This window comes from Flavobacterium selenitireducens (assembly GCF_014748335.1).
Taxonomy (GTDB): Bacteria; Bacteroidota; Bacteroidia; order Flavobacteriales; family Flavobacteriaceae; genus Flavobacterium; species Flavobacterium selenitireducens.
The window spans coordinates 235,481-261,582 of record NZ_JAAVIY010000003.1; the positions used below are offsets into that span (position 1 = coordinate 235,481).

The 26,102-nt window shown below is 48.1% G+C and carries 21 protein-coding genes and 1 tRNA gene; 10 read left to right on the plus strand and 12 right to left on the minus strand.

Annotated elements, in window-relative coordinates:
- Window positions 1-15 precede the first annotated feature (15 nt).
- The gene (ade, locus tag HC229_RS06970) at window positions 16-1,641 is read right to left on the minus strand and encodes an adenine deaminase (RefSeq protein ID WP_191019746.1); all 1,626 of its coding nucleotides are present in this window, start codon (window positions 1,639-1,641) and stop codon (window positions 16-18) included.
- A 159-nt stretch (window positions 1,642-1,800) separates the two neighbouring features.
- Here ade and HC229_RS06975 point away from each other — a divergent pair, with 159 nt between their 5' ends.
- The 3 genes from HC229_RS06975 (at window position 1,801) to HC229_RS06985 (ending at window position 4,888) form a co-directional block, all read left to right on the plus strand.
- Window positions 1,801-2,304: an SRPBCC family protein gene (locus tag HC229_RS06975; protein WP_191019747.1), complete on the plus strand. Its 504-nt coding sequence runs from the start codon at window positions 1,801-1,803 to the stop codon at window positions 2,302-2,304.
- A gap of 406 nt (window positions 2,305-2,710) precedes the next feature.
- Window positions 2,711-4,417, plus strand: a complete 1,707-nt coding sequence (gene recJ, locus HC229_RS06980; protein WP_191019748.1) for a single-stranded-DNA-specific exonuclease RecJ — start codon at window positions 2,711-2,713, stop codon at window positions 4,415-4,417.
- A gap of 117 nt (window positions 4,418-4,534) precedes the next feature.
- Window positions 4,535-4,888 carry a hypothetical protein gene (locus tag HC229_RS06985; protein WP_191019749.1) on the plus strand — a complete coding sequence of 118 codons (354 nt, stop codon included), beginning with the start codon at window positions 4,535-4,537 and terminating at the stop codon, window positions 4,886-4,888.
- Here HC229_RS06985 and HC229_RS06990 read toward each other — a convergent pair.
- The 4 genes from HC229_RS06990 to HC229_RS07005 all read right to left on the minus strand — a co-directional run bounded on the left by HC229_RS06990 (window position 4,885) and on the right by HC229_RS07005 (window position 7,800).
- Window positions 4,885-5,361 (minus strand): hypothetical protein, encoded by a 477-nt coding sequence (locus tag HC229_RS06990; protein ID WP_191019750.1) that lies wholly within the window; start codon window positions 5,359-5,361, stop codon window positions 4,885-4,887. The two genes, HC229_RS06985 and HC229_RS06990, sit on opposite strands and share 4 nt — an antisense overlap.
- A 15-nt stretch (window positions 5,362-5,376) precedes the next feature.
- The gene (locus tag HC229_RS06995; protein WP_191019751.1) at window positions 5,377-6,135 is read right to left on the minus strand and encodes a UDP-2,3-diacylglucosamine diphosphatase; all 759 of its coding nucleotides are present in this window, start codon (window positions 6,133-6,135) and stop codon (window positions 5,377-5,379) included.
- A gap of 1 nt (window position 6,136) precedes the next feature.
- Window positions 6,137-6,589: a 6-pyruvoyl trahydropterin synthase family protein gene (locus HC229_RS07000; RefSeq protein ID WP_191019911.1), complete on the minus strand. Its 453-nt coding sequence runs from the start codon at window positions 6,587-6,589 to the stop codon at window positions 6,137-6,139.
- Window positions 6,590-7,038: 449 nt separating this feature from the next.
- The gene (locus HC229_RS07005) at window positions 7,039-7,800 is read right to left on the minus strand and encodes an enoyl-CoA hydratase/isomerase family protein (protein WP_191019752.1); all 762 of its coding nucleotides are present in this window, start codon (window positions 7,798-7,800) and stop codon (window positions 7,039-7,041) included.
- Between the two features lie 83 nt (window positions 7,801-7,883).
- Between HC229_RS07005 and HC229_RS07010 the strand changes: the two genes are divergently transcribed.
- Window positions 7,884-7,960 (plus strand) — tRNA-Ala (locus HC229_RS07010).
- A gap of 273 nt (window positions 7,961-8,233) precedes the next feature.
- Window positions 8,234-10,888, plus strand: coding sequence for a UvrD-helicase domain-containing protein (locus tag HC229_RS07015; RefSeq protein ID WP_191019753.1), 2,655 nt, complete (start codon window positions 8,234-8,236; stop codon window positions 10,886-10,888).
- 207 nt (window positions 10,889-11,095) lie between these two features.
- Here HC229_RS07015 and HC229_RS07020 read toward each other — a convergent pair whose 3' ends face one another.
- Window positions 11,096-11,890 carry an XRE family transcriptional regulator gene (locus HC229_RS07020; RefSeq protein ID WP_191019754.1) on the minus strand — a complete coding sequence of 265 codons (795 nt, stop codon included), beginning with the start codon at window positions 11,888-11,890 and terminating at the stop codon, window positions 11,096-11,098.
- 67 nt (window positions 11,891-11,957) lie between these two features.
- Between HC229_RS07020 and HC229_RS07025 the strand changes: the two genes are divergently transcribed.
- The 4 genes from HC229_RS07025 to HC229_RS07040 are packed head-to-tail and all read left to right on the plus strand — an operon-like array spanning window position 11,958 to window position 18,029.
- Window positions 11,958-12,692, plus strand: a complete 735-nt coding sequence (locus HC229_RS07025; RefSeq protein WP_191019755.1) for an ImuA family protein — start codon at window positions 11,958-11,960, stop codon at window positions 12,690-12,692.
- Window positions 12,693-14,180 (plus strand): Y-family DNA polymerase, encoded by a 1,488-nt coding sequence (locus HC229_RS07030; protein WP_191019756.1) that lies wholly within the window; start codon window positions 12,693-12,695, stop codon window positions 14,178-14,180.
- A 2-nt stretch (window positions 14,181-14,182) separates the two neighbouring features.
- Complete coding sequence (locus HC229_RS07035) at window positions 14,183-17,386, plus strand: error-prone DNA polymerase (RefSeq protein ID WP_191019757.1); 3,204 nt, start codon at window positions 14,183-14,185, stop codon at window positions 17,384-17,386.
- A 4-nt stretch (window positions 17,387-17,390) separates the two neighbouring features.
- Window positions 17,391-18,029 (plus strand): alpha-ketoglutarate-dependent dioxygenase AlkB family protein, encoded by a 639-nt coding sequence (locus HC229_RS07040; RefSeq protein ID WP_332871635.1) that lies wholly within the window; start codon window positions 17,391-17,393, stop codon window positions 18,027-18,029.
- A gap of 343 nt (window positions 18,030-18,372) precedes the next feature.
- Here the strand turns inward: HC229_RS07040 and HC229_RS07045 are convergent, their stop codons facing one another.
- The 4 genes from HC229_RS07045 to HC229_RS07060 all read right to left on the minus strand — a co-directional run bounded on the left by HC229_RS07045 (window position 18,373) and on the right by HC229_RS07060 (window position 23,897).
- The gene (locus HC229_RS07045) at window positions 18,373-19,764 is read right to left on the minus strand and encodes a T9SS type A sorting domain-containing protein (protein ID WP_191019758.1); all 1,392 of its coding nucleotides are present in this window, start codon (window positions 19,762-19,764) and stop codon (window positions 18,373-18,375) included.
- Window positions 19,765-19,873: 109 nt separating this feature from the next.
- Window positions 19,874-21,484 carry a helix-turn-helix domain-containing protein gene (locus tag HC229_RS07050; RefSeq protein WP_191019759.1) on the minus strand — a complete coding sequence of 537 codons (1,611 nt, stop codon included), beginning with the start codon at window positions 21,482-21,484 and terminating at the stop codon, window positions 19,874-19,876.
- A gap of 100 nt (window positions 21,485-21,584) precedes the next feature.
- On the minus strand, window positions 21,585-23,072 hold the full coding sequence (locus tag HC229_RS07055; protein WP_332871636.1) for a Na+/H+ antiporter: 1,488 nt from the start codon (window positions 23,070-23,072) through the stop codon (window positions 21,585-21,587).
- Window positions 23,073-23,543: 471 nt separating this feature from the next.
- A complete protein-coding gene (locus tag HC229_RS07060) occupies window positions 23,544-23,897 on the minus strand; it encodes a hypothetical protein (protein ID WP_191019760.1) in 354 nt (117 codons plus the stop codon).
- Window positions 23,898-23,995: 98 nt separating this feature from the next.
- Between HC229_RS07060 and HC229_RS07065 the strand changes: the two genes are divergently transcribed.
- The gene (locus tag HC229_RS07065) at window positions 23,996-24,793 is read left to right on the plus strand and encodes a ThuA domain-containing protein (protein WP_191019761.1); all 798 of its coding nucleotides are present in this window, start codon (window positions 23,996-23,998) and stop codon (window positions 24,791-24,793) included.
- Window positions 24,794-24,988: 195 nt separating this feature from the next.
- Here the strand turns inward: HC229_RS07065 and HC229_RS07070 are convergent, their stop codons facing one another.
- Window positions 24,989-25,471 (minus strand): YybH family protein, encoded by a 483-nt coding sequence (locus tag HC229_RS07070; protein WP_191019762.1) that lies wholly within the window; start codon window positions 25,469-25,471, stop codon window positions 24,989-24,991.
- A gap of 87 nt (window positions 25,472-25,558) precedes the next feature.
- Window positions 25,559-26,056: a YybH family protein gene (locus HC229_RS07075; protein WP_191019763.1), complete on the minus strand. Its 498-nt coding sequence runs from the start codon at window positions 26,054-26,056 to the stop codon at window positions 25,559-25,561.
- Window positions 26,057-26,102: the final 46 nt, after the last annotated feature.

Here is a 26,102-nt window from a genome sequence, read left to right on the forward strand (position 1 = left end):
CACAAACGTGGTATGTTACGGTGCGCAGTTCAAATTTTGAAACCCGAACTTTTTTCCGCTGAACAAACCCAAATCACTTAGCTTTAAATCTGGGATTACCAGCAAAGCCATAAACGACAACGTCATGAACGGCGCCTTCAACGTGCTTCCGAAATCCTTGGCCATGGCGTCAATCTCCTGATACAAACGCCCGGTTTCGACGCAATCCTTGTCGCTGATAATGCCGGCGATCGGCAACGGCAGTACTTTTTTATTTGTGCCATCTACCGCGCAGACGCCGCCTTTATTTTCGATGATGAGGTTTACCGCCGCGCAGATTTCGTCGTCAGACACGCCAATGGCAATAATGTTGTGCGAATCGTGTGCGACCGAACCTGCGATCGCCCCTTTTTTCAAGCCGAAATTTTTGATGAACGCCACGGCAGGCTTGACTTCACGATAGCGATTGACGACGACGATTTTCAGTATATCGTTCCCGATGTCAGAGACAAGCCTTCCGTCAGTTACCTTTGGCGCCAGATGTAGTTCATTCGTGATGAGCTGGCCGTCAAGGGCTTCGATTACCCGGATTTTCGGCGATGTGGCGTCTACTTCGAAGTCTGCGATTTTTTTAGGGCCGATAGCAAAATTATTCGGCTTGTCGAACTGAACGCTCTCAATGAACGACTTTCCGTTTTTAGCGACGAGTTTCCCGTCGATGTAGGTTTCGAGTACGTTAAAATCGATGAGGTCCCCGACGACGATAAAATCCGCGGAAGCGCCGACCGTGAGACCACCAACGTTCATTCCGTAGTGGGAAACCGGATTCAGGCAGGCGACTTGCAGGACCTTGAAAACATCGATTCCTTTCGCGACAGCTCTTGCGCAGAGTCGGTTGATGTGACCGAGCAGCAGATCGTCAGGGTGTTTGTCATCCGAACAGAACATCATGTTGCCGAAATTCTCGTCCAAAAGGTCGATCAAAGCGTCGAAATTTTTGGCCGCACTTCCTTCGCGTACGATCACTTTCATGCCGAGTTCAAGTTTTTCGGCGGCTTCGGCATATGTAAAACACTCGTGATCTGTAGTAATTCCGGCTGAAACGTATTTTTTTAGGTCATCGCCCACCAGTCCGGGAGCATGCCCGTCTATCGGTTTGCCGAAATGTCGCGCCCATTCAAGCTTTTTGTGCACTTCCCGGTCGTCGAAAATTACGCCCGGATAGTTCATCATCTCGGCCAAATAGTAAATGTCGGGAGAGGAAAGCAGTTTGCGTACGCCTTCGGAATCAATAGTCGCACCCGCAGTTTCGAAAGTAGTAGCGGGTACGCAGGATGGCGCTCCAAAGTGAAACTTGAACGGTGTTTTTTTGCCGTTATCGATCATAAAAGCGACGCCGTCGGCACCGAGGACATTCGCTATTTCATGAGGATCGGAAACCGTGGCGACGGTGCCGTGCGTTACCGCGATTTTAGCGAATTCAGACGGAACCAGCATCGAGCTTTCGATATGGATATGGGCGTCGATAAATCCCGGAAGTATGAATTGGTCAACATTGTGGTCGACTTCCGCAATAGCGATAATTTTGCCATCGGCTAGGTCAATCTCGCCTTTGAAAATTCTCCTGTTTTCAATGTCCACTATCTTTCCCTGAATGCGCATCTTTAAAAGTTTTAGAATGGCAAAGTTGTAATTTTTCGCCTCACGCAACGCGATATTCGAGTCAAAATTTTATTAAATCGCGACCCTATTCGGATTGTGTTGCCTAACTTAATGGGTGAAATAATGTAATTCTCTGATTATTAACTTAATAAAACCGATATGGAAAGCCAGTATTTTATGTCCTTCAATGTGGAAAAAGCCAATAAGAAGATTGTAGTGAAAAGGGAATTTGGATCGCGCCGGGAAATGGTTTGGAAGGCGTGGACCACTAGCGATGCGCTCGATAAGTGGTGGGCGCCAAAACCTTATAAAGCGATAACGGAAAGCATGGATTTTACCGTCGGTGGATTTTGGTTGTACTACATGCTCGGGCCGGAAGGCGACAGGCATTGGGCCCGCGTGGATTACCGGGCCATCAACCCTTTGAGCAGTTTTGCTGCTTACGATGCTTTTTGTGATGAAGAAGGAAATATAAACGGAGATTTGCCGCGTACGGTGTGGCATGTGGATTTTTCAGATAAAGGAAAATCAACCTTAGTCGAAATCGTGTTGGAATTCGATAAATTGGGCGATTTGGAGCAAACCCTCGAGATGGGTTTCCAGGAAGGCTTTACTATGGGATTGTCGAACTTGGACGAGTTACTGGAGAAGAAAGATGCCTGACAAGAGTAATCTGAAGTGAGAGGAATTGCTCTAGATGTAGACTCGAGAACGGATTTTTCGTAAAAAAGATTTGAGAGGAAAGTTTGGAGGAAACGGATGTTAATTGAGGCGTTCTGGGGCCCAGACCTAACAGATTTTTAAAATCTGTTAGGTCTCCGGAAAGTTCGCTTTTTTTGCCGGGAGTCGATTACAGTTTTTATGCCTTTTTTCTTAAAATTGGATGGCGTATTCTTAAGACGTCAAAGGTTTTTACAATCTTGAGGTCTTCGCGTCCTGATATGTCCTAATTTTTTTACAACACCCACATTTTCCGATTTTTACACACCTGATTTCGCTTATTTTTTCTGTGCGCGTATTCCAAAATATCACTACATTTACGCCATCGACACCATTCAAATAGAAATATATGCGCTGGACTTTTCCTCCCTCTGTCAATCCCCAAACTGTTGCTGAACTTTCCCGATCGCTAAGCGTGGAACCGCTCGTTGCGCAACTTCTCGTGCAAAGGGGCATTTCGACGTTTGACGAGGCCCGACTTTTTTTTCGACCCACTCTTTCAGATCTGCACGACCCTTTCCTGATGAAGGACATGGACAAAGCCGTGGCAAGGATAGAAAATGCGATTGAAAGTGGCGAAAATATCTTGGTTTTTGGCGATTATGATGTAGACGGCACAACGTCGGTCTCGATGATGGCGACTTACTTGAGAAGCCATTATCCGCACGTTGCCACCTACATTCCAGATCGTTATGCCGAAGGTTACGGTATTTCGTACCAAGGCATCGACTATGCGGACGACAACGGCTGCACCTTGATAATCGCGCTCGATTGCGGGATTAAATCGATAGACCACGTCGCGTATGCCAGACAGAAGGGAATCGATTTCATTATTTGCGACCACCATCGTCCCGGGAACGAACTACCCGATGCGGTCGCCGTGCTCGATCCCAAGCGGGCCGACTGCGCTTATCCTTATGACGAACTTTGCGGTTGTGGCGTAGGATTCAAGTTGATACAGGCCTTCGGAAGCAAAAAGGGCCAAACGACAGACGACCTGAAACCATACCTGGATCTTGTCGCAACGGCTATTGCCGCCGACATCGTTCCCATGACAGGTGAAAACAGGATATTGGCTAAATTCGGGCTTGAGGTCATAAATGAAAACCCTCGCCCCGGAATCAAAGCGCTTATTGCGAACGCGCGAAAGTCAAAGCTCGACATTACCGATGTCGTCTTTTTGCTCGCACCTCGTATAAATGCTGCCGGGCGAATACGTCACGGTCATCATGCGGTAGACCTTTTGACCGAAACCGATTTCCTGCTTGCCGAAAGATATGCTTCGGAGATTGAGACTTACAATATCGACCGCAAGACGTTAGACAAGCAAATCACGAGGGAAGCCCTTTATCAGATCGAAGCCAACGACGAACACGAGCACGCGGCGACAATTGTCTTTCAGAAGGATTGGCACAAAGGCGTTATCGGGATTGTGGCCTCGCGGCTCATCGAAACTTATTACAGGCCGACATTGGTATTTACCAAATCAGGCGAAAAGCTCGCGGCCTCGGCTCGTTCGGTTCGCGGTTTTGACGTGTACAATGCCCTGGAAGCCTGTGCCGAACATCTTGAACAGTTTGGCGGACACATGTATGCCGCGGGATTGACCTTAAGAGAGGAAAACTACCCTTGTTTCAAGCAAGCTTTCGAGAAAGTGGTTTCGGAGACGCTGCATCCGGACCTGAAAACGCCGGAGCAATCTGTCGATGCGAAAATCGATCTTACCGACATTACGCCTAAATTTTTCAGGATTCTCAAGCAATTCGAGCCTTTCGGGCCGCAGAATATGACACCGGTTTTTCTCACAGACAACCTTTTCGACACTGGTTTTGCCCGTCAGATCGGTGAGGATAAAAAGCACCTGAAGCTTTACGTCCGACAGGGCGATTCGGGCGGTATTGGCGCGGTTGGTTTCGGACTCGGGCCGAAGATTGATACCGTTAGAAACCAATCCGCCTTTGAAGGGCTGTATTGTATTGAGGAGAACGAATGGAACGGCGAGGTAAGTTTACAACTGAGGTTCAAGGACATACGGCCCAGTGAAATTCCAGGCTGAGCACGTTCCGGTAATCTTTTGAAGCGTTGAAAATGACGCCTGAAGTTTTAACAGAAGAGTTATTTAGAACGGATTTAAATAATGTTATATTTGCGTCAAATGACAATGTAACATCACATGAGACAAATCGCTCCTCTATATTTCAATGATTTCGGCACAGCATTTTACTGGAAAAAAGACGGTGAGATCCTTATGGATAAAGTCCAGGTAGTTTTTAAGGAAACGGGATTTCATTTTAACGAAATCGAACTTGAAACTTTCGCCAAGCTCATCGACGAAACATGTCGAAAGAATACATGCGACGGTTGCGGCATGCGCCATCACTGTATGAAATTCTTGCTAAAAACGCCGGTTTCCCAGGTCGATCTCGCAGTTTCGCCTTATGAATTGGCCGAAATAAAAGACTTGGTTCAGGGAACGTTGTTCAGGATGCGGTTACAGAAATTCGTTTTCGGGATCGGACGGAACTAACGTCGTGAATGATTGCGCTTCTCTGCCGGTGCAGGTTTCGGTTGAGCTGCCGGCTTCGGATCGTGTTTTTCTTCAAATGAAATGATGAAAACCTTGTATTGATCGACGTCTGTAGTTTCCAATGCTTTCGTCCGAACCAATTCAAAACTTTCCATCGCCTCTTTTTTGATATTTTTATCCGAGATGATTTTTTTGAATTTATCAGATGCTTCCTTGGCTGTCCGATTGCAATAATTAACCCAGTTTTCCCCTTTTTTGATCTCGTCGGTAAAGTAATGCAGCCAATACAATTCGCAGGTTCCTTCCTCAAAAACATACTGGACCAAACCGCCTTCTATCCCAATCTGGAGTTTTCGCGCGGCTTCGATCACCTCAAGGAAATCCTCCTGTCGCCAACCGTATTCGCTGCCGCTTTGGATGCTTTTTTCGAGTAGCGATACGGGAAGCTTATTTTCAATAGGTTCGATAGACATCTTAGTTGCTTATTTTTATTGTTCGTATTTCAATAGTTCAAACGAATTCCCGTCGAAAACACCGTAAGTAAAATACGTGATCCAATCGCCCAGGTTTACGTATGAAGAATGTTCCCCTACTTTTACCACCATCGGCAAATGACGATGTCCAAAGATCAGGTAATCATAATGTTTCGATTTCAATTTGCGTTTGGAATATTGGATCAACCATTCTTTGTCTTCTCCCAAAAACGTCACGTCGGCATCGCCTGAAATGAGCTTGTTTTTGACCGAAAGATATTGAGCAAGTCGTACACCCAAATCTGGATGCACCCAACGGAACAACCACTTCGAAAACGGATTGGTAAAAACCTTTTTCATACGCTTGTAACCCATATCGCCCGGGCCCTTGCCGTCGCCGTGGCCAATCAGGAATTGCTTTCCGTTGAACGTAAATCCGACGTTGTCGTGATAAACCGGGATGTTGAGCTCGGTCTCAAAATAGTCATTCATCCACAAATCGTGGTTGCCGACAAAAAAGTAAATCGGTATTCCCGAATCCCTGATTTCGGCGAGTTTGCCCAGAACGCGTACAAAACCTTTCGGGACCACCGTTTTGTATTCAAACCAAAAATCAAACAGGTCGCCTAAAATGAAAATGGCCGCCGCATCGTGCTTGACCTCGTCGAGCCAGGTCACGAATTTCTTTTCGCGTGGCAGGCTCGCTTCCATTGTCGGAGCGCCCAAATGCTGGTCGGAGGCGAAATAAATCTTTTTGTTCCCGGGAATCTGCATGCTATTCGTTATCGCTGGCGAACCATTCGGCGTACGAAGTTTCCGTTTCCTGAAGGCGCAGCGAGTGCAATTTAATATTTTGAGGCAGTCGTGACTTTATTTTCGAAGCGAAATCGATTACCATATTTTCGCTCGTCGGCTGATAATCCACGAGAATGACGTGGTGACCGCGCTGTTTGAGCTCGTCGGCGAGTTCGACATGGGGCGTGTTGCCGTTGAACACCGTGGCATGGTCGAACAAATCGACGATTTCCTCGCGCACGATTTGCTTCAGGTCCGTGAAATCGATGACCATACCAAATTTTACATGGCTTTGGTCCGCATTGGGCTGGCCGATTACCGTCACCGACAATTTATAGCTATGGCCGTGCACATTTTTACACTTGCCGTCGTAGCCGTAAAGCGCATGGCCGGTTTCGAAACTGAATCGCTTGGTGATGCGGATATTCGCCATTTTGATGATTTTGGGCAAAGGTAGTTAATTAGCGAATTAGTTAATTAGCGAATTAGCGAATGAGTCAATTAGCGACCCGAGGCGTAGCCGAATTGGCCGAAGCAATTAGCGAATGGATATGCAGCTTTTCCAGCTGTACGCTTCCAGCTTTCTCGAAAAAGCCGGTTTCGCGCGGCGTTTTGCGGGCTTCCTTCGGTCGCCCGCAACCGCCGGCTCAACATGGCTTTTTCTTCAAAAGGCTAACCGCTTCCATCTGGGCTGGGTCGCGGATTCCATACCAAAGGCTGTCTTACGGACGCGATCCTAGCCCCGATGCGAGCGAATAGCCTTTTGGACGCAACGCGATTTTTTACGACCCGCCGAGGGCGACCAACGGAAGCCTGAGGCGTGGCTGCAAAAAACAAGTTGAGGGCGAAAGCTAGCAGCGGCAGCGGGATAAGCTCCTTGAATTACTTCTTTTTAAACTGGTCAAGCGCGTTTTTCGTAAAGTCGGACAACACCAAATTGCCTGAAATAGCTGCTCGTTCGTACAATAGCGTGCCCCAATGGTCGGTGTTTTGCCACAGCGCTTTTTTCATTTGCGAGAGCGCTTCCGGATTGTAAGTAACAAGCCTTTGGGTGAATTCGGCCAGGGCGTCGTCAAGCATCTCAATGTTTTTGAGCACGTTTTGGTACAAGCCTTTTTCCTTTGCCCAAAACGCGGTTTTCCAGTCGGTAGCGCAAAGCGTGAGCTCGGAAAACGCGGCCAGCCCGATCTTGCGCTCGACGGCAGGGGCGATCACGAACGGCCCGATCCCGATGGCCAGTTCGGATAATTTGATCATGGCCTGTTCGGTGGCGAACGCATAATCGCAGGCTGCTGCAAGGCCGACGCCTCCACCTACGGTTTTGCCCTGGATTCTTCCTATGATAAGTTTCGGACAGCGTCGCATCGCATTGATCACGTTGGCAAATCCGGAGAAAAAAAGCGTGCCTTGTTCGAGGTTTGAAACTGCGAGCAGCTCGTCGAATGAGGCTCCGGCGCAAAACGGTCCGTCGCCCTCACTTTTGAGAACGATGAGTGCGACGCTATCGTCCGAACCAAGGTTTTCAAGGGTTTCGGTCAATTCCTGGAGCAGCCCGGCGGGAAACGAATTTCCCGAAGGATGCCCGAAAGTGATCGTTGCAATGCTGTTGTAGCGGTCGACGGTTAGCGTTCCTGGCGTGGTCATGTTTTTTATTTTTGCCTAAAATTACGGTTTTTGGAAAAACTGTTTTGTGATTTTCCCGAAAAGAGTATCTTTGCCCTCGCTTTGGGGATGTAGCTCAGTTGGCTAGAGCGTTTGGCTGGCAGCCAAAAGGTCGTGGGTTCGAGCCCCATCTTCTCCACCAAAGATTTATCAAATATTCAAGCCCTTTAAATCGGATGATTTAGAGGGTTTTTTGTTTGGAAACACTTCCAAGATCGCATGGAAGCCAACATCATTGTCCTTTTTCTACCTCCGGAAGCAGGGCAACAACAACGTGATTGCGCCTTGCAAATAAATATGCGTTGTTAACCTCCTTTGTATGAGCAGTTAGCTTAATTCCTTAGCTTAGCGTGGTAACACCAATTCGATTACATTTGACATCTGAGATATGAAAGACGCCGGAAACTTTTTGCTAATGGCACTACTTTTCGTCACCGGTTTTTGGTGGTTGCGCGGCTATAGGGAAAGGGAACGAAAAAGGAAAGAACTTAAAGAAAAGATTGCAAAAGAAAAGGAGGAGACGCGACAACGGCTCTTTGCGTTCTACAAATCCAAACTTCCGGAAATAGCCTTGGCAAGTAAAGTGTTTTCCGATTACCTTCAGGTAAATGCGGGATACTTTACCAATTACCGGCTTTCCGTATGGAAACAGAAAAACAATCGGCTGTTCGATGAGATAAGCGAAAATGATTTTGAATCGGTCGGTTTACCGGCTGATGATGTCAAGACGATAGGCGATTTCAGGAATTACGTCACCAATGGAGAAAAGGTCAGGAGCGATTTCAACAAACGATTTTTGGCTCAGGAAATCGAGAACTACGGAACTTTCTTTGACAGCGTCGAAGGGCGAAAGCTCGATATGCAGCAGCGCACGGCCGTCGTAACTGATGAAGACAATAATATCGTCATCGCGGGTGCTGGTTCGGGCAAAACTACGACGATCGTCGCGAAAGTAAATTATGTTTTGCATCGGTACGACGTTAAACCCGAGGAGATATTGTTGATTTCGTTTACCAGGAAATCCGCGGGAGACCTCGTCAAGCGAATCGGTATTCCCGGAATAGAGGCCAAGACCTTCCATAAATTCGGGAAGGATATCATAACCCAATTCGAAAACAAGAAGCCCAGCATATTCGACTCCAACCAATTTGGCCCGGTGCTGACGCGGAGCTTCAATCAGCTATGCGGTAACAGGGAATATATGGCTAAGGTCACCGATTATTTCGCCGATTTCCTGAAGCCGTATAAGTCGCAGTTCGATTTTGAGGATCGTGGCGCATACATACAGTACATCAAAGACCAGAACTTCCGATCCTACAAAACGATTGCCCTGCAAAGAGGAGACAAGGTGACCTATAAGATGGAAGTGGTGAAAAGCATCGAGGAATGTAAAATCGCCAATTTTCTTTTGTTCAATAACATCGAATACGACTACGAATACCCATATGAGCACGACACCGCCACGCTCGAGTACGGTCAATACAAACCTGATTTTACGATAAAGCACAATGGGCGAAAAATCTATCTCGAACATTATGGTGTGTTGCGTACTGGTGATGTTCCTCCGTTTTTTGCGAAAGAAGATGAGACTTACGAAGACGCAAAGCAGCGCTACTGGCAAAAGATAGATTGGGCACGTCAGATGCACGCCGAAAAAGAGACGACACTCGTGGAAACGTTCAGTTATGAGATGCAGGAAGACATTTTGTTCGATAACCTCACCAAAAACCTGGCTAAGTTGGGTATTATCGCCCAACCGAAATCACACGAAGAAATATGGAGAATAATTGGGGAGGCGGCAAAAGAAGAAGTCAAGGCGTTCATAGAGCTTTTTTCGACCTTCATCGCGTTGATGAAATCGAACAACTTTACGGTTCGCGATCTCGCTGACAAAACGAATGCGATCAAGGATGATTTTATTCGCAAACGAAACACGGCGTTCCTCGAATTGCTGAGCCCAATCTACGAAAGCTACGAACGCAACCTGGCTGAGCGACGGGAAATCGACTTCAGCGACATGATCAACAAAGCGTCCGGCCTGGTGGCAAGCGGTGACTACAGCCGCAAGTTGAAATACGTGATCATAGACGAGTTCCAGGACATATCCATCGGAAGGTACAAACTAGTGAAAGCAATCAAAGAAGCCAATCCTGACTGCAAACTCTTTTCCGTCGGAGACGATTGGCAGTCCATTTACCGCTTCACCGGTAGCGACATCGCATTGTTCAAAGACTTCGAAAATTACTTCGGACACACCGCCAAATCGAAGATCGAAACGACGTACAGGTTCCACAATCCGCTGATGACGCTATCAAGTGACTTCATACTCCGGAATCCCAACCAGACTAAAAAAACACTGCGCAGCCGTTCAAATGACAAATGCACGAATTATAACATACATTATTCAGAATCCGAAGACCTCGACGACACCTACAACATCAAGCAGATTCTCGACAATCTGGTAGCCACCGACCCGGCGATTACGACAAAGGAAATTTTGATCCTCGGCAGGTATAGCTTCGATATCCGTCGCATAAAAAATGAAGACAATACCTTCAGCATCGACCCGAATACAGATGACATTATTTACATTACGAACACACCCGAAGGCAACAGAATCAAGATTGCGGCAAAATTCATGACCGTCCACAAATCCAAAGGCCTCGAAGCCGAAATTGTCATCATCCTGAACTGCAATGCCGGCCGGTTCGGCTTTCCCGCCGAAATGTCCGACGATCCGGTCCTCAACATGCTCCTCAGCGAAGCCGACCAATTCGAAAACGGGGAAGAACGCCGACTCTTTTACGTCGCCATGACCCGCGCGCGCGAACAGGTCTACTTCGTCACCGACGCTCACAACAAGTCAAAATTCATAGCGGAACTGGAAGTCAAGACTGGTCAGTCAACGAAAAAGAAATGCCCGGCATGTAAGACTGCAGATTTGGTCGTGAGGAAAACAGGTAGGGCGAAAAACGGAAATCTATATGAATTCGTAGGCTGCTCGAACTATAGCTATGGATGTGATTACAATAAGACGAATTGGACGAATTTTAACGGAAAGAAATTATGATGTGGCGTACAGTGCAAAATGTAATTGAGTCATAAAGATTGGTTTTTGGGTTGGAAAAAATTCGGTGCCAAAACGAGTATAACTTCATGAAAATGGAATTTTCGCGATAAAGTTTATAGGTTTTTTCGTGGTCGAATGATTTACTGCCAATAAGAAGTTGCCTTTCAAAAAAATCAAGTTGGCTGAAAATGCTGAAATAGAGGAATTTTATTTCCCCACATTTGAGTGACGGTACGTTTCCTGATCCTGTTTGAGCGCCTGTATTTCCTTCTTGATTTCCATAAACATGCCTTTCACGGTCTCGGGCAAGGCGTCATCGGGATCAAAAGCTTCGGTTTCGATGCTGCACACAAATTCCCAAACTTCCAGTATTTCCGAGTGTTTTACTTCATACGGAAGATAAAAGGCATTATCTGAACTGACCGTAAAGGAAGTTTCCCCGCTACGGTTGAGCCGCTTGTATACGATTCCGTCGTTTTTTGTGACCAGGATATAGGTTTTCCCGTTTTTAACTTCGGCAAGATTGTCCAAATATTTCCCCACGATATAGGAATTGTCGGTATGAGGCGGCATCGAATCGCCACTTCCGGGAAATGCCCGGAATCTTCCGTTACGCAAAAACGGCAATGATATCGTCTGCAAACTTTCTATGAATTCCGGATCGGCATACCCGGTTGTATATCCCATACGCGCTTTGTGAGGAACGATTTCTATCAGGTTTCGCCCATCGTGATCGACGGTTATCGGCAGTACGATGCGATTGTCGTCCAGTTTGAGCAGCTCGTCGATTTGGTATTTCCGAAGATCGATCGTGAGCAGCAGGTCAATGCTGACACCAAAATGGCGTGAGATTTTTCGCAGGATTTCATAAGGAGGCTCGATTTTTCCACTTTCGTAAGGTTCAAACCGACTGCGTTTTATTTCAAGCTTTTCTGCCGTTTCCTGTTGCGTTTCGGAGCGGCTAAGCCTCAGGAACCTGATGTTATCTGAAAAAATGGACATGTTAATGTTGTAAGTTGCGACAACAAATATAGTTATTTTTGCTGTGTATTACAATGCGGACGAAAAAATGCAGACAACGACAGAAAAACGGGAAATTGTGAAGCGGCTCCAGGCGAAGGTCGATGCGCTTCAAGGTCTTGGCCGGCCCGCGGACGTCATTTCTCGTACGGGATTCGCTCCGTTCGAGTCGGCGTTTCCTGACCGCATTTTTCCCGTCGGGACCGTGCATGAATTCCTGAGTGATGAGAGTTCGCACGCCGCCTGCACGAACGGATTCATTGCCGGGCTCGCCTCTACGTTCCTTAATAAGGATGGCATTTGTTTGTGGATCGGCCGAAACAGAAAGGTATTTCCGCCCGGGCTCAAGCATTTCGGGATTACGCCAAGCAATGTGATTTTCGTCGACCTGCACAAACAGAACGACCTGCTCTGGGCAATTGAAGAAGCGCTCAAATGCGACGCCCTTACCAGCGTTGTTGGGGAAATAAGAGATTTGGGATTTACCGAATCAAGACGTTTGCAACTTGCCGTCGAGAAAAGCGGCGTCACGGGCTTTATTCATTGCCACAAGCCAAAGGCCAAAGGCAGCTCGGCTTGTACGACACGATGGAGGGTGACGCCAGGAATGAGTTTTACACCCGGCGGATTACCCGGGATAGGCCATGCGGTCTGGGATGTCGAATTGCTTAAAGTGCGCAACGGAAAGCCCGGCTCATGGCGCATCGGTTGGATCGGTAACAGATTTATGACCGTGGACGATCGTCGTCTGCCGGATACTCTCGAAGAACTTCAAGTCGGATAAATGGCACGGTACGCATCGCTATATTTCCCGTATCTGCTTACAGATTACGTGTCGCGCAAACAATCGGAATACCGAGGGCAGGCATTCGTCATGGCTGTTTCGGAGCGCGGTCGGATGATCGTAAAAGCTGTGAGTCCGCCCGCTAACAAAAAAGGCATTTTTCCTGGAATGGTCGTAGCAGATTGCAAAGCGATCTTTCCGGATCTGATCGTTTTAAAAACCGATCCGCAACGCACAAAGAAATTGCTCACGGCACTAGCAGAGTGGTGTATAGGGTATACGCCATTCGTTGCGCTGGATTTGCCAGACGGTTTGATTCTCGACACCTCGGGTTGCACACATTTATGGGGCGGAGAGCAGCGCTATCTCGAAAACATAAGTGCGCGATTGAATGCTTACGGGTATGACGTCCGCACCGCAATAGCCGACACCATAGGAACGGCTTGGGCGATGGCGCGTTTCGGATGTGAGCCTGTCGTAAAATCCGGGAGGGAACGACAGGCGTTGTCAGGGCTGCCACCATCGGCGCTGCGACTTGAAGAGAATGTATTGGGGCGTCTTAAAAAGCTTGGATTGCTTACCATCTCAAGTTTTTTCGATATGCCCGATTCCGCTTTGAGAAGGCGTTTCGGCCCGGCTTTACCGCATCGCATCCGTCAGGCATTAGGTTCCGAAGTTGAAATGATTCAGCCGGTAAGGCCCGTCGAGCCCTATCAGCAAAGGCTTCCAAGTCTTGAGCCGGTTTGCAGCGCGGACGGTATCGCCATCGCATTGCAGGAATTGTTGCAACAGTTGTGTAAGCGCTTCGAAAGCGAAGGCGTCGGATTGCGGTCTGGGATTTTTAAAGCTTATCGCATTGACGGGGACGTACAGAAAATTGAGATCGGTACTAAGTTGGCGTCTTGCAACGTCAGCCATTTGTTCAGATTGTTCGAACATAAGATCGGCACATTTGAGCCCGAATTGGGATTTGAGTTGTTCGTGCTTGAAGCATCCAAAGTCGATCAGGTATCGAATGAGCAAGGTGCCATGTGGAATGCCTCAGCCGAAAATGATGTGAAGGTAGCCGAGCTGTTGGACCGGCTGGCTGCTAAAATGCGTCCGGATTGCATCAGGCGCTATTTGCCCGCCGAACATTATTGGCCCGAGCGCTCGGTACAAGAAGCGATTTCTCTTGGCGATAAGCCGGTCACTTCGTGGCGAACTGATATTGCGCGTCCGGTGCATTTGCTGATGAAGCCCGAAATCATTGAGGTAGCGTTCGTATTGCCCGATTACCCGCCGATTTTTTTCCTGCACAAAGGTGAAAAACACGAGGTGGTGAACGCCGACGGACCCGAACGCATCGAACAGGAATGGTGGATCGAAGAAGGAAAGTTTCGCGATTATTACAGTGTCGAAGATGCTCACGGATCGCGTTTTTGGTTGTTCCGGCTTGGGCCTTATGATGAGAATCCCAAATGGTTTTTACACGGTTTTTTTGCTTGATTATGAGTTACGCGGAGTTACAGGCCACATCGAATTTCAGCTTTTTGCGCGGCGGTTCCCATCCGGAAGAACTTGTCGAGCACGCCAGGGATTTGGGCTACGGGCATATTGCAATCGCCGATAGGAATACATTGGCCGGGATTGTACGCGCTTATGCCCATGCAAAAAAGATCGCCAGTGAAAACGAAGCAGCCCAAACGATCCGCGTCCTTGTAGGATGTCACCTTGAATTGCTCGACGGGCCGCCGTTGTTGGCTTATCCGACCGACATCAACGCCTATGCGAACCTGTCGGCTTTGTTGTCTGTCGGAAATCGCAGGACGGAAAAAGGGCGGTGTGATTTGTACATATCCGATGTCTACCAATATGCCGATGGTTTGAAGTTCATCGCCATTGCGCCATTAAAATTGAATGAGGATTTTGATTTTGACCGGGATTTCAAGTTGGCGTTGACGGAATACAGGAAACGGTTTGGAAAATCGCTTTATCTGGCCGCGACGCGTTCTTATCAGTCCAATGACAGCAAGCGGCTGTTTCGCCTTGCCCAACTGTCGCGCGAAATGAACATTCGCCTCGTCGCTACCAACGATGTATACTACCACGCGCCAGAGCGTCGCCAATTACAGGAAGTACTGACATGCGTGCGCGAGAAATGCACCATTTATAACGCGGGTTTCCGCCTGCACCAAAATGCCGAACGCCACTTAAAAACGATTGATGAAATGCAGCGGCTGTTCCGCGATTATCCCGACGCAATCGAGGCGACACAGGAAATTGTCGCGGCCTGCCAATTTTGCCTGAGTGAATTGAAATATGTTTATCCCGAGGAAATTACACCTGAAGGAAACACGCCTCAGCAAGAGTTGGAACGGCTTACATGGGAAGGTGCGAACCGCCAATTTAAAGATGCGATTCCAGATGGTATCTGCAAACAAATCGAGTATGAGCTCCATTTCATAGCAAAGAACGATTATGCTTCGTATTTTTTGACGGTCCACGATTTTGTAAGGTTTGCAAGGGATCGCAACATCCTTTGCCAGGGCCGCGGTTCGGCTGCGAATTCCGTAGTGTGTTTTTGTCTGGGAATAACATCGGTAGATCCTTCAAAGACGAAATTGCTGTTTGCGCGGTTCATGTCCGATGCGCGAAAGGAACCACCTGATATTGACGTGGATTTCGAGCATGAAAGGCGGGAGGAAGTCATCCAATACATATATGAAAAGTACGGGCGCGACCGGGCTGCCATCGTCGCTACCGTCACACAAGTACATCAAAAAGGCGCGATTCGGGACGTCGCCAAGGCAATGGGGCTTTCCGCCGATGCAGTCAACAGGCTTGCAGGTTCGATCTGGGAATTTACCGACGAATGGCTCGACGGGGATCGCGTTTCGTCTGAAGGATTCGACGCTTCCGACCCACATCTGATGAAAGTCCTCGAATTGACCCGACAATATGTAGGATTTCCGAGGCAACTGGGGCAACATACAGGCGGTTTTATTATCACGCAGGGCAAGCTTTCGGACTTATGTCCGGTGATGAACGCGCGCATGGAAGACCGTACGAACATCGAATGGAACAAGGACGACATTGAAGCCCTTGGATTCCTCAAAGTAGACGTACTCGCCCTTGGCATGCTTACATGTATCCGAAAGGCGTTCGATTTGTGCAAAAAGCACTACGGCATCGATTATACCCTGGCGAACATTCCGCAGGATATAACAGCAGTGTACGACATGATTTGCAATGCCGATACGCTCGGTGTTTTCCAGATTGAAAGCCGCGCCCAAATGTCGATGTTGCCGCGTCTTAAACCACGTAAATTTTACGATTTGGTGATTGAGGTCGCGATTGTAAGGCCGGGGCCGATACAGGGCGACATGGTACATCCGTATTTGAGGAGACGTGACGGGAAAGAAGCGGTGGAATATCCTTCGGAAGAATTGAAAAATATCCTGGGACGCACCTTTGGCGTGCCGCTTTTCCAGGAACAGGCGATGGAAATTGCAATCGTAGCCGCCGATTTCACTCCTGCCGAAGCCGATGGTTTGCGTCGAAGCATGGCGACTTTCAAAGCCAAGGGAAAAGTCAGCGACTGGGAAAAGAAACTTGTTGAAGGCATGATCAAAAAAGGCTATAAGGAAGAGTTCGCCAAACGAGTGTTCCGCCAGCTCGAAGGCTTCGGATCGTACGGTTTCCCTGAAAGCCATGCCGCAAGTTTTGCCTTGCTCGTCTATGTGTCGTCCTATATAAAGTGTTTTTATCCCGATGTATTTGCCGCGGCTTTGCTCAACAGCATGCCCATGGGATTTTACCAACCGGCCCAAATCGTGATCGATGCGCGAAAGCACAATGTGGAAGTACGTCCCGTAGATGTCAACCTTTCGCAATGGGACAATACGCTGGAAGAAAAATCAGGTAAATATTTCGCCTTGCGATTGGGTTTCAGGCAAGTTAAGGGATTGTCTGTTGAAGATATGCAAAAGCTTACGCAGGCCAGGACACAGCCATTCCAATACGTGCATTCGCTACTCGATGCGGGCGTTCCGATGGCGGCTCTCGAAAAACTTGCCGATGCCGATGCTTTCCGGTCGATCGGGCTTGACAGGAGAAGGGCGTTGTGGGAAGTTTCAGCTTTGTCGGACAGTCCTGTCGGATTGTTCGAAGGACAACCTTCCGCGAGTACGGGTGAGCCTCAACTCGAATTGCCGCTGATGACGGACGCCGCCCATGTCGTCGAAGATTACGCGACCACCGGATTATCGCTCAAAGCACATCCCGTAAGTTTCGTACGCCAACAATTGGGCAGTCTTGGCATTACGCCATCGGGAGATCTCGGAAAAATGAAAAATGGAGATGCGATAAAAGTCGCAGGCCTCATCACCGTCAGGCAACGACCCGGAACGGCCAAAGGCGTATTGTTCGTGACGATCGAGGATGAAGGCGGCTTTGCGAATGTAGTCGTTTGGGAAAAGGTTTTTGAAAAACACAGGCGCGACATCATCCAGGCGCGTCTGCTCATGATCGAAGGAAAACTGCAGATAGAAGGACAAGTCATTTACGTCATTGCCCACAAATGCTACAATCTCTCGTCTCTTTTGCGTGGAATGGGAGCGAACAAGAATCCGGACGCGGTTTTGTCGACATTGTCGCGATCGGATGAAAAAAACACAGAAGAAATTTTTTACAAAGGACGCAATTTCAGATGACCTAATGATGACACTTTTTGACGATACCGACCTATTTTCGTGCGGCACCAGCGGACGCACCGATTTCGACCTTCCCAATGCCGATGTGACGCTTCACGACGCTTTTTTCAGCAAAGAAGAATCCGATCGCTATTACACTATACTTTTGAATGAAACGCCGTGGCGCGAATTTGAAATGGAGATGTACGACAAAACGGTCAAAGTCCCGCGTATGATTGCCTGGTACGAGGACAAAACCAATATCGGGGCCGAACAGCAAGGGCTTGACTGGACGCCTGAATTGCTCGAAATACGCAAACGGGTGGAACAGTATACGGGCACCCGTTTCAACAGCGTCCTGATTAATTTGTACAGAAGCGGAAAAGACGGCGTATCGTGGCATTCCGACCGCGAACACACGATCGGCAAAGATCCTACGATCGCTTCGGTAACGTTTGGAGAGACGCGCATGTTCCGCCTGAGGCACAAATTTATCAAAGATGTCCGACAAGCCGAAATCCCGCTGCATCACGGCTCATTATTGCTAATGGCCGGCACGACGAACAGTTTTTGGCAACACGAAGTTCCAAAAACCGCGAGAAAAGTACTGCCACGTATAAACCTTACGTTCAGGGTCGCCAAGCGGGTTCCCGATATCGGATGACCGCGGTCAGCTTAAATCAATGCTGCGTTCAAAAATTCCAGAAAACGCAACAACGATAATCTATCAGCCGATTGGTATTTTGTTGTCGGTAATAATCGTGCTCGTGATTATAGAAAGTTTAGGATCGATCAAAGGTTGCGCACGTTGCTTGCCCGCCAAACCTTTAGCTCAATAGCGGTAACCTCGAGCTTTGTGTTAGAGACGACAGTATCGGATTCTCATCCGGTGTGCTCGAAAATCAGAGACGCTAAGCATGAAACTGATCCAGGATTTAAGCAATCTCCATATAACAAAAAAGACCGCCGCAGCGATCTCTTAAGCAAAAATGATATTTAAATGAAAATTACTCTTTCACGATTTTTAGGCTTGATGCGGTTCCATTGAAAAGCGTGATCCTGGCGAAATACAAACCGTTGGAAAGCCCGGAAACACTGATGGTTTCTGACGGATTTTGGTAGTCGCGGATCTTGCGTCCGTTGACATCGAAAAGTGCAATGCTTTCTACAGGCTGGGCCGAATCGATGTGGAGGATATCTTTGGCAGGATTCGGGTAGATACCAATTTGGTTTGCAACCGGATTATCAGTGCCCAACGATTCTTCACAAAACCCAGTTACAGTAAAGACTTGATTGATTCCTTCAACGGGAATCCAGGAATTGCCCTGATCCTGGGACACGTAAGATGAACTTCCGATCCCGGGCGACGGAGTGGCTTCCCAAGTCAATAATTCCGAAGCATTTGGCGTAGGCCTTACATCGATAAAATAAGTACCTGCGGCAAGTTCGACAGGAGCGAATTCGAAAGAGAAGTCGATGATGATCGATGCGGCGTCGAACGCTTGCCCGGGAACCGGCCAGTAATCGTTGAATTGTTCGTATTCGGGCCCCTTGTTTTCGAACGAATGCAGGATGGCGCCCGGCGCTCCGTTTTCTGAGCTTCTGATGTTGATTGTCGCGTTGTGGAATCCGCCGCCCAAAAGCCATGCGTTCATCGTAAAATGCGTGAGGTGGAATGTGGTGTTTTCCGGTACGATAAAGTCATCGGCTACAGAGATGATTTCTGAATTTGCGATAAATGGAACGCCGTCCGCCGGGAATTCCGTGCTATTTCCCTGAGAGCAAGCTTCGCCCATTTCCGGCTGGACTTCTCCCGAATCTGCGCAAGTCCCGATTACCTGGAACACTTTGTTGTAGTAACCCGTGCCTCCCCACGGCTCGTCCAAAAACTTGAAAAAATCAAATGCGCCATACGTTTGCTCGTTTGCTGTTCTTTCCCACCAAGCTCCGTTTTCGTCACCCGGGCTGGCCGATATCTGCAAGAAATATTTCCCTTTCCCGAAGACGACATTTTCAGGAAGGTCGATCGTCAATTTGTAAACGCTGAAGCTTTCGCCTTCGACATTGTAAACCAGTTCCGAGGCTGTCGGGATAAGTTCCTCAAATGCTGCTATGACGGCTCCGGGCATTCCGGCATCTTCCTCCAAAAACGACACGTTTATGTATTCGAGGTCGGCCTGGCCTTTCAATAAATTCACGGTTATCTGATCGGCGGTAAACACAGACCCGAACGGCACCGAAAAATCGACCGCGCCCGCATATTCGAACATGCCGCCGGTAGAAACGTTTTCACCCATGCCATAGTTGTCGGAAGTCGTCCCCATGTTGCAGGCTTCCTGTCCGTATCCGAACGACAATACGCCCATGAGGGCTAAAATTCCAAATAATTTTCTTTTCATGTTGTGCTGTTTTTTGTTGAAACGCAAAAGTAGGGTTAACCAGCTCCTAATGGAGGCGAACCTCTTTTGAAATATTGAATTTCAAAAGTAAAAATCAGGCGGGAACCGGCTAAGATGCTGGTATAGAATCCTGTTTGGGCGAATGGGCCTTGCCTGCCTGTCGGATGAAAGACGACGGAGAAATGCCGGTAACTTTCTTGAAAATGGTCGAAAAGGCGCTGTGGGAAACAAATCCGGAGTCTTCTGCGAGATAGCTGATCTTGTAATTCAGGTATTCCGGATGCCCGTAAAGCTTTGCGCAAATGTAGCGGATGCGCAGCTCGTTAATGTAGCCGTTGAAATTGTTGTTTTTATTCGCCTTGATCACGGCCGAGACGTAAGCCGGATTTGTCTTGAGTTGGGTCGCAAGGTTCGGAAGCGTGATGTCCGGGTTGCGGAACTCCTGTTCCGACTCGAATTTTTCCAGGCCTTCCAAAATCGCCTGTTCGACAGCCGCCGAAATGGCGTAGCGCGGTTCCTCTTCATCGGAGATAGGCGCGTCCTGGTCAACGTCCGGTTTCCGTGAAAACGACGCTACCTCATTTTGCAACCTGGCAATCAACGACTGGTAGATTTGTTTTTCCCTGCGCTTTTTCCGATTCAGGTAAAAAAACGAAGCGGCGCTAGCAACGACAATCCCAAGCAACAGCAGCAACAGCCATTTGAATTGCTTGTCGGAATCTTGGATCTTGGATCTCAGATCGTGTTGTTCGACGTCGAAAACCGTGTTGATCGCTTTTAGGTCCTGTGAATCCACAGCGCTTTTGAGCCCCAGGTATTTCTCGTTATAGATCGAATAATTCGCGTCGTCGCCTAGATTTTTGTAGTTCAGGGAAAGGTTGAGGTAGATCTCGGTTTTAAGTGAGTTGTTGTGAAAAGCCGGGTCGCGCACGATTGCCTGGAGCGTGTCGATGGCCCGCGGATAATCTTTCTTTTTGGCGTATACCTCGCCCAAAGTTGCCTTGATGTAATAATCGAGGCTTTGATTGTTCGGATCCCTGACCGATAATGCGCGATTGAGATAAGTCTCGGCCGAATCGGCAATTTCGAGATAGTAATACGAATTCCCGATATTATATAGCGAACGCCTGTAATGATACGGGTTCAACTGGGATTTGTCGCCGATTTGGTCTAATTCGGCAAGCGACTTCCTGTAATTTTCGTTTGCTTTTTTGAACGCTCGCTCGTTGAAATCAAGATTGCCGAGCTCGAGAAAACTCAACGCCTTGAGCCGATGCTTGTAGGAACTCTCCGGCAGCCTTTCCATTTGCGATTTGGCAAGGTTGAGGTAATGGCGCGCCTTCTCGGTAAGGTTGAGATAGGAATACTGGTTGGCGATCGAGCCGTAAGCCTGCGCCATGAGTCCCGCCTGGTTGCTGTCTTCGGCCGCGGCCTTTGCCTTGAACAGGTAAAAAATAGCTTTGTCGATGTTGTTCTGACCGAAGTACGCTTCCGAAATACGCGAATAAACTTCAAATTGCTGTTTGTGCGATTCGGAATGATTGGCGATATATTGCCCGAGTTTGACGATTTTGGCCACTTCTTTTCTATCGATCGACAGCAACACGCTTTGTAAGCTGTCCAGTTTTCGAGCCGATGCCGTCTGGGCAAAACTATCTGCCGACTGAACAAACACAGCCGTGATCACGAGATAGTTCGCTACGAAAAAAAGGGTGCGCATCAACAAGGATAAATTCGACCTAAAGTTGGTTAAATTTTCAGGAATGCAGTGCAATCGGATTGTTAATTTGGCTTATCGCAGACACAAAAGACATTTCAGGTTACAAATACCGCAGTTTTTCCTCTTCAAGATCAAGGCGTAACAAGTGTTTTCGCACAATGTCTTCGTCGAGCAATTTTTCCTGGGCATTTTTGGAGATCAACCATTTGCGTTGTTCATCAATAATTTTGTTGTATACCGATATGCATTCTGCAGACATAAATTCGGATCCGTCGATATTCTTGGACCTCATTCGGTTGGACAATTCCTGGATGGCAGGATTGCGCAAAGTTTCTTCGGAAAAGTTTCGCTCTAGGTACGAAAGCGTGTGCGTGGCAAGCTGGCGTCGTATGCGCAAATCCTCCTCTTCTTCGGTAAGGGAATGGTCGGGATCCGGCATGTCGATTTTTTTGATGAGCATCGGCAACGTCAAACCCTGGCCCACCAACGTAATCAAGATGACGACGAACGTAATGAACAGAATCAAGTCGCGATGCGGAAATGGCGTGCCGTCTTGCAGCTGAACCGGGATCGACAATGCCGCCGCAAGCGAGACAACGCCTCTCATGCCGCACCATCCTAACAGAAGCGGTGTTTTGAAACCGGGATTCCGACTGTCCGCGACCGCAATGAAGTTTCGGGCAACTAGCGTCACGATGACAGCCATGTAGGCAGAAATCATGCGTCCGATAACCAACACTAGTGTGACCAAAAGTCCGTACCCGATAGCGGTTGCAAGCGCAATTCCTTGTGCCGACAATCCTCTTATAATTTCCGGAAGTTCCAATCCGATAAGAGTAAAAACCAAACCGTTGAGCACAAAACTCAGGATTTCCCAAACGTTGAGACCGCGCAACCGCGACGTACTCGTGAGGTAGGAATGGCGGTGATGGGAGAGGAACAGCCCACCGCCGACCACCGCGAGCACGCCCGAACTATGGACTTCTTCTGCCGCAATGTACATGACGTAAGGGCCCAAAATTCCGAGCACGACGTCGATGTTGGCGTCCGTAGGAAGATATTTATGCAGTTTTTTGAACAGGAAGGCGACCGCCAACCCGATGAGAATGCCGCCGGCGACCATCCATCCGAAGGTCAGTATTGCTTCCGACCATATGAATTGGCCCGTCGCCACGGCAATCAGCGCAAACCGAAATATGATGAGTGATGAGGCGTCGTTGAGCAAGCTCTCGCCTTCGAGAATGGAGGAGAACCGCTTGGGCAGTTTGACGAATTTCATGATGCTTCCGACGCTTACCGCATCCGGAGGCGATACGATCCCGCCCAGCAAAAAGCCGAGCGCAAGCGAAAATCCCGGGATGAATTGGTTGGCGATCAACGCCACGACCAACGCGCTGAAAAACACGACTACAAATGCAAAACTCCCGATGATGCGCCGCCAACGCCATAATTCCTTCCACGAAGTCGACCATGCAGCCTCGTACAGCAGAGGTGGCAGGAACACCACGAAGATGAGCTCGGGATCTATCACAACTGCCGGAATTCCCGGGACGAAACTCAAACCCAAACCCGCCAATACGAGCAGCACCGGATAAGCGACCCTGATTTTTTAGCCAGCATGACCAACAAGGCGATGGCGAGGATCAAGGCAAGGTAAAGCGGGAAGTGATCGAGCATGGTTACAATGCGTTTCGGTTTTTTAAAAATACTGTTTTCTGGATAATCGCGGAACGGTCTTGAAATTCCGATATGCGTAGTCGAGCAGAAAAGAATTGAAAAAGGCAAGAAATGGATAAATGGGTGTGTATTCTGAAATTCAATACGTTACAGTTTAAAATTGCGGGAAGTCCCGTCATTATTGACATTCTTGTGTAAGGTTGTAAGGTATTTAACACAACTTTTCAAAACCGAGCCTTATTTTTGCCCGTACATCGATGCGATCGGGCGTCGTTGTCCGATTACATCCCTACGTGTGCCGGCGGCCGGGGGCGGCTTGCAAAAATCCCAAGGGCCACGTTTTGGAACAATAAAAAAGCCGGAGCGATCCGGCTTTTTACTTTTAATCTGTTTTGATTTTATCTGCGGTGTTGTCAACAGCCCGTGCGGTGGCTTTCGCACCTTTTTTTACGCCTTTCTTGGTCGCGTCGTAACCTTTTTCTACGCCTTTTTCCGTTGCTTTCGCGCCTTTTTTGACTGCTTTTTCTGTGGCGTCATAACCTTTTTCGACGCCACGCTTCGTAGCTTTTGCGCCTTTTTTCACGCCTTTTTCGGTAGCGTTTGCGGCCTTCTTGATGCCGGTTTCGGTTTTTTCGGCGGCCTGGTTCACATCCTGTTTGGCTTTTTCAGTCTTGGTTTCCTGAGCGGAAAGGCTGAAGGCGAACATCAGCGCGATTCCCATTATTAAGTGTTTCATTGTTTTAAGGTTTAAAGTTTAAGGTTTAAGGTTTAAAGTTACCCAAAACTAGTTTAGGCAGTGGGCATTTTATTTTATCTTTAAGGAAAATCGTCTATATGAAAAAATCGCTGTTGCTATTATTGTTGACTTTATCCGCGTTTGCGCAGCCTAAATTCAAGGCAATTGCTTTTTATACCGCCAAAAACGATCTCGCTCATGTGAGTTTTGTGGAAGAGGCGAACAAGTGGTTTTCCCAGATTGCTAAAGAAAACCAGTTTTCGTATGAGGCTACATCCGACTGGACAAAGCTCAGTACCGAAAATCTGAAAAATTATAAAGTCGTGCTGTTTCTCGATACGCGTCCGGAATTGCCTGAGCAGCGTGTGGCGTTCGAAGAATATATGAAAGCAGGAGGCGGTTTCCTCGGATTCCATTTCTCGGCATTTGCGCTCGACGGATCCGAATTCCCTAACAATTGGCCGTGGTATAACACTGATTTTTTGGGTTGCGGACAATATGCCGGCAACACCTGGCGTCCGACGTCGGCAGTTTTGAAGGTGGAACGCAAAGATCATCCGACATTAAAAAACGTACCGTCGGTTTTCAATTCTCAGCCTAACGAATGGTACAAATGGGAAAAAGACCTTCGGTTGAATCCCGATATTGAAATTTTGCTGTCTATCGATCCCAAAAGCTTTCCGCTGGGAACCGGCCCGAAACCGCACGAAATATGGAGCGAGGGTTATTACCCGGTTTTTTGGACCAACAAAAAGTATCGGATGGCCTATTGCAATATGGGGCACAACGATATGGATTATGAAGGAGGAACCAACGCCGGGCTTTCGCGCACGTTCGGCAATGTCAACCAAAACGTCCTGATACGAAACACGATTATGTGGCTCGGTGTGCGATAATTCGCTCAATGCTCATTCGGAACGGCAGTTTGCTCAATTGGATACCCGCGCCGTAACTGAACTTTTTACATTTGAAATAGAGATTGTTCAAACAATTTCTTTCGGGAGGGGTCCCGAAACCCTTATTGGGTAACAAATGGGTAGACAACGGTAAAAGCCGCTGTCGATTAGTGAATCAGAACCGGAATCCGGTAATTACTTGGCGTCGTCAGGCGTCTGGATATCGCGAATGCAGACGTACTTTCCGTTTCGCTTCTCGAAAACCGAAAAGTAGTTGCCGGTTCCGTAATTTATGCCTTTCGGGTCCGAAATTCTATAATGCCCGATTTCGACCACCTGAGTTCCGTCTCCTGAGGGAAACACTTCCATGACAGTATACTTGATTCCGGCACGCTTGGGGAAACCTTTGCTGAGATCCTGCATGCTTTCGCGAATCTCGTCCTTGCCATGCAACGGTTTGGAATTGCTGTCGAAACTCACGGCGTCGTCGGCGTAATATTCCATGATCGAGTCGATATTTTTTGAATTTACCGCTTTCGCGTATCGATCTTCAATGGCCTGGATTTCCAATTTTATTTCGGTAAGCTCGTTTGCATCGAGAGTGACGCGCTCTACCGGTTTCTCGCAATTGGCGACACCAAATGCCAAAGCCAGGAATGGTAAAGTTTTGAGTTTCATCTGCAGTTTTGTTTCTGCAAAGTTACGACAACAAAAAACGCCTGAATTTCAGGCGCTCAAGTGTGTTTTTAACAAACATATCAACAGTTACAGTTTCTTCTTTGTTTTCGGAGTGTCGGGCGTTTGCATATCGCGTATACAGACATACTTTCCACCGCGTTTCTCGAACAGGGAAAAGTAGTTTCCGCTTCCGAATGCGATACCTGCGTTGTCCTTGATCTCGTAGCGACCAATTTCGACGACCTGGAATTTATCTGCAGAGGGCAGCACTTCTTGAACCGTGAACGAAATTTTCGCCGTTTCAGGAAAGTCTGTCGAAAGACGTCGGATGTCTGTCCTGATGGCGTCTTTGCCTTTTAACGGCGGCCCGTCTGAATTGTAACTGATGGCGTCCTCGGCATAGTATTTCATGATCTCGCCGGTATTATTGTCGTTTACCGCTTTGGCGTAGGCGTTTTCGAGTTCCTGGATCTCGCTGCGTATTTCGTCCGTTTCCGCCGACGAAATCTCCGAGCGCTCCCCAGGTTTTGAGCACGAAGCTATAAGAAACGCGGCGAGCAATAGTGATGTGATGTTGGCCTTCATAAGAATGGTTTTGGTTGGGAATAAAATTACCGACTGCGTAACCTAA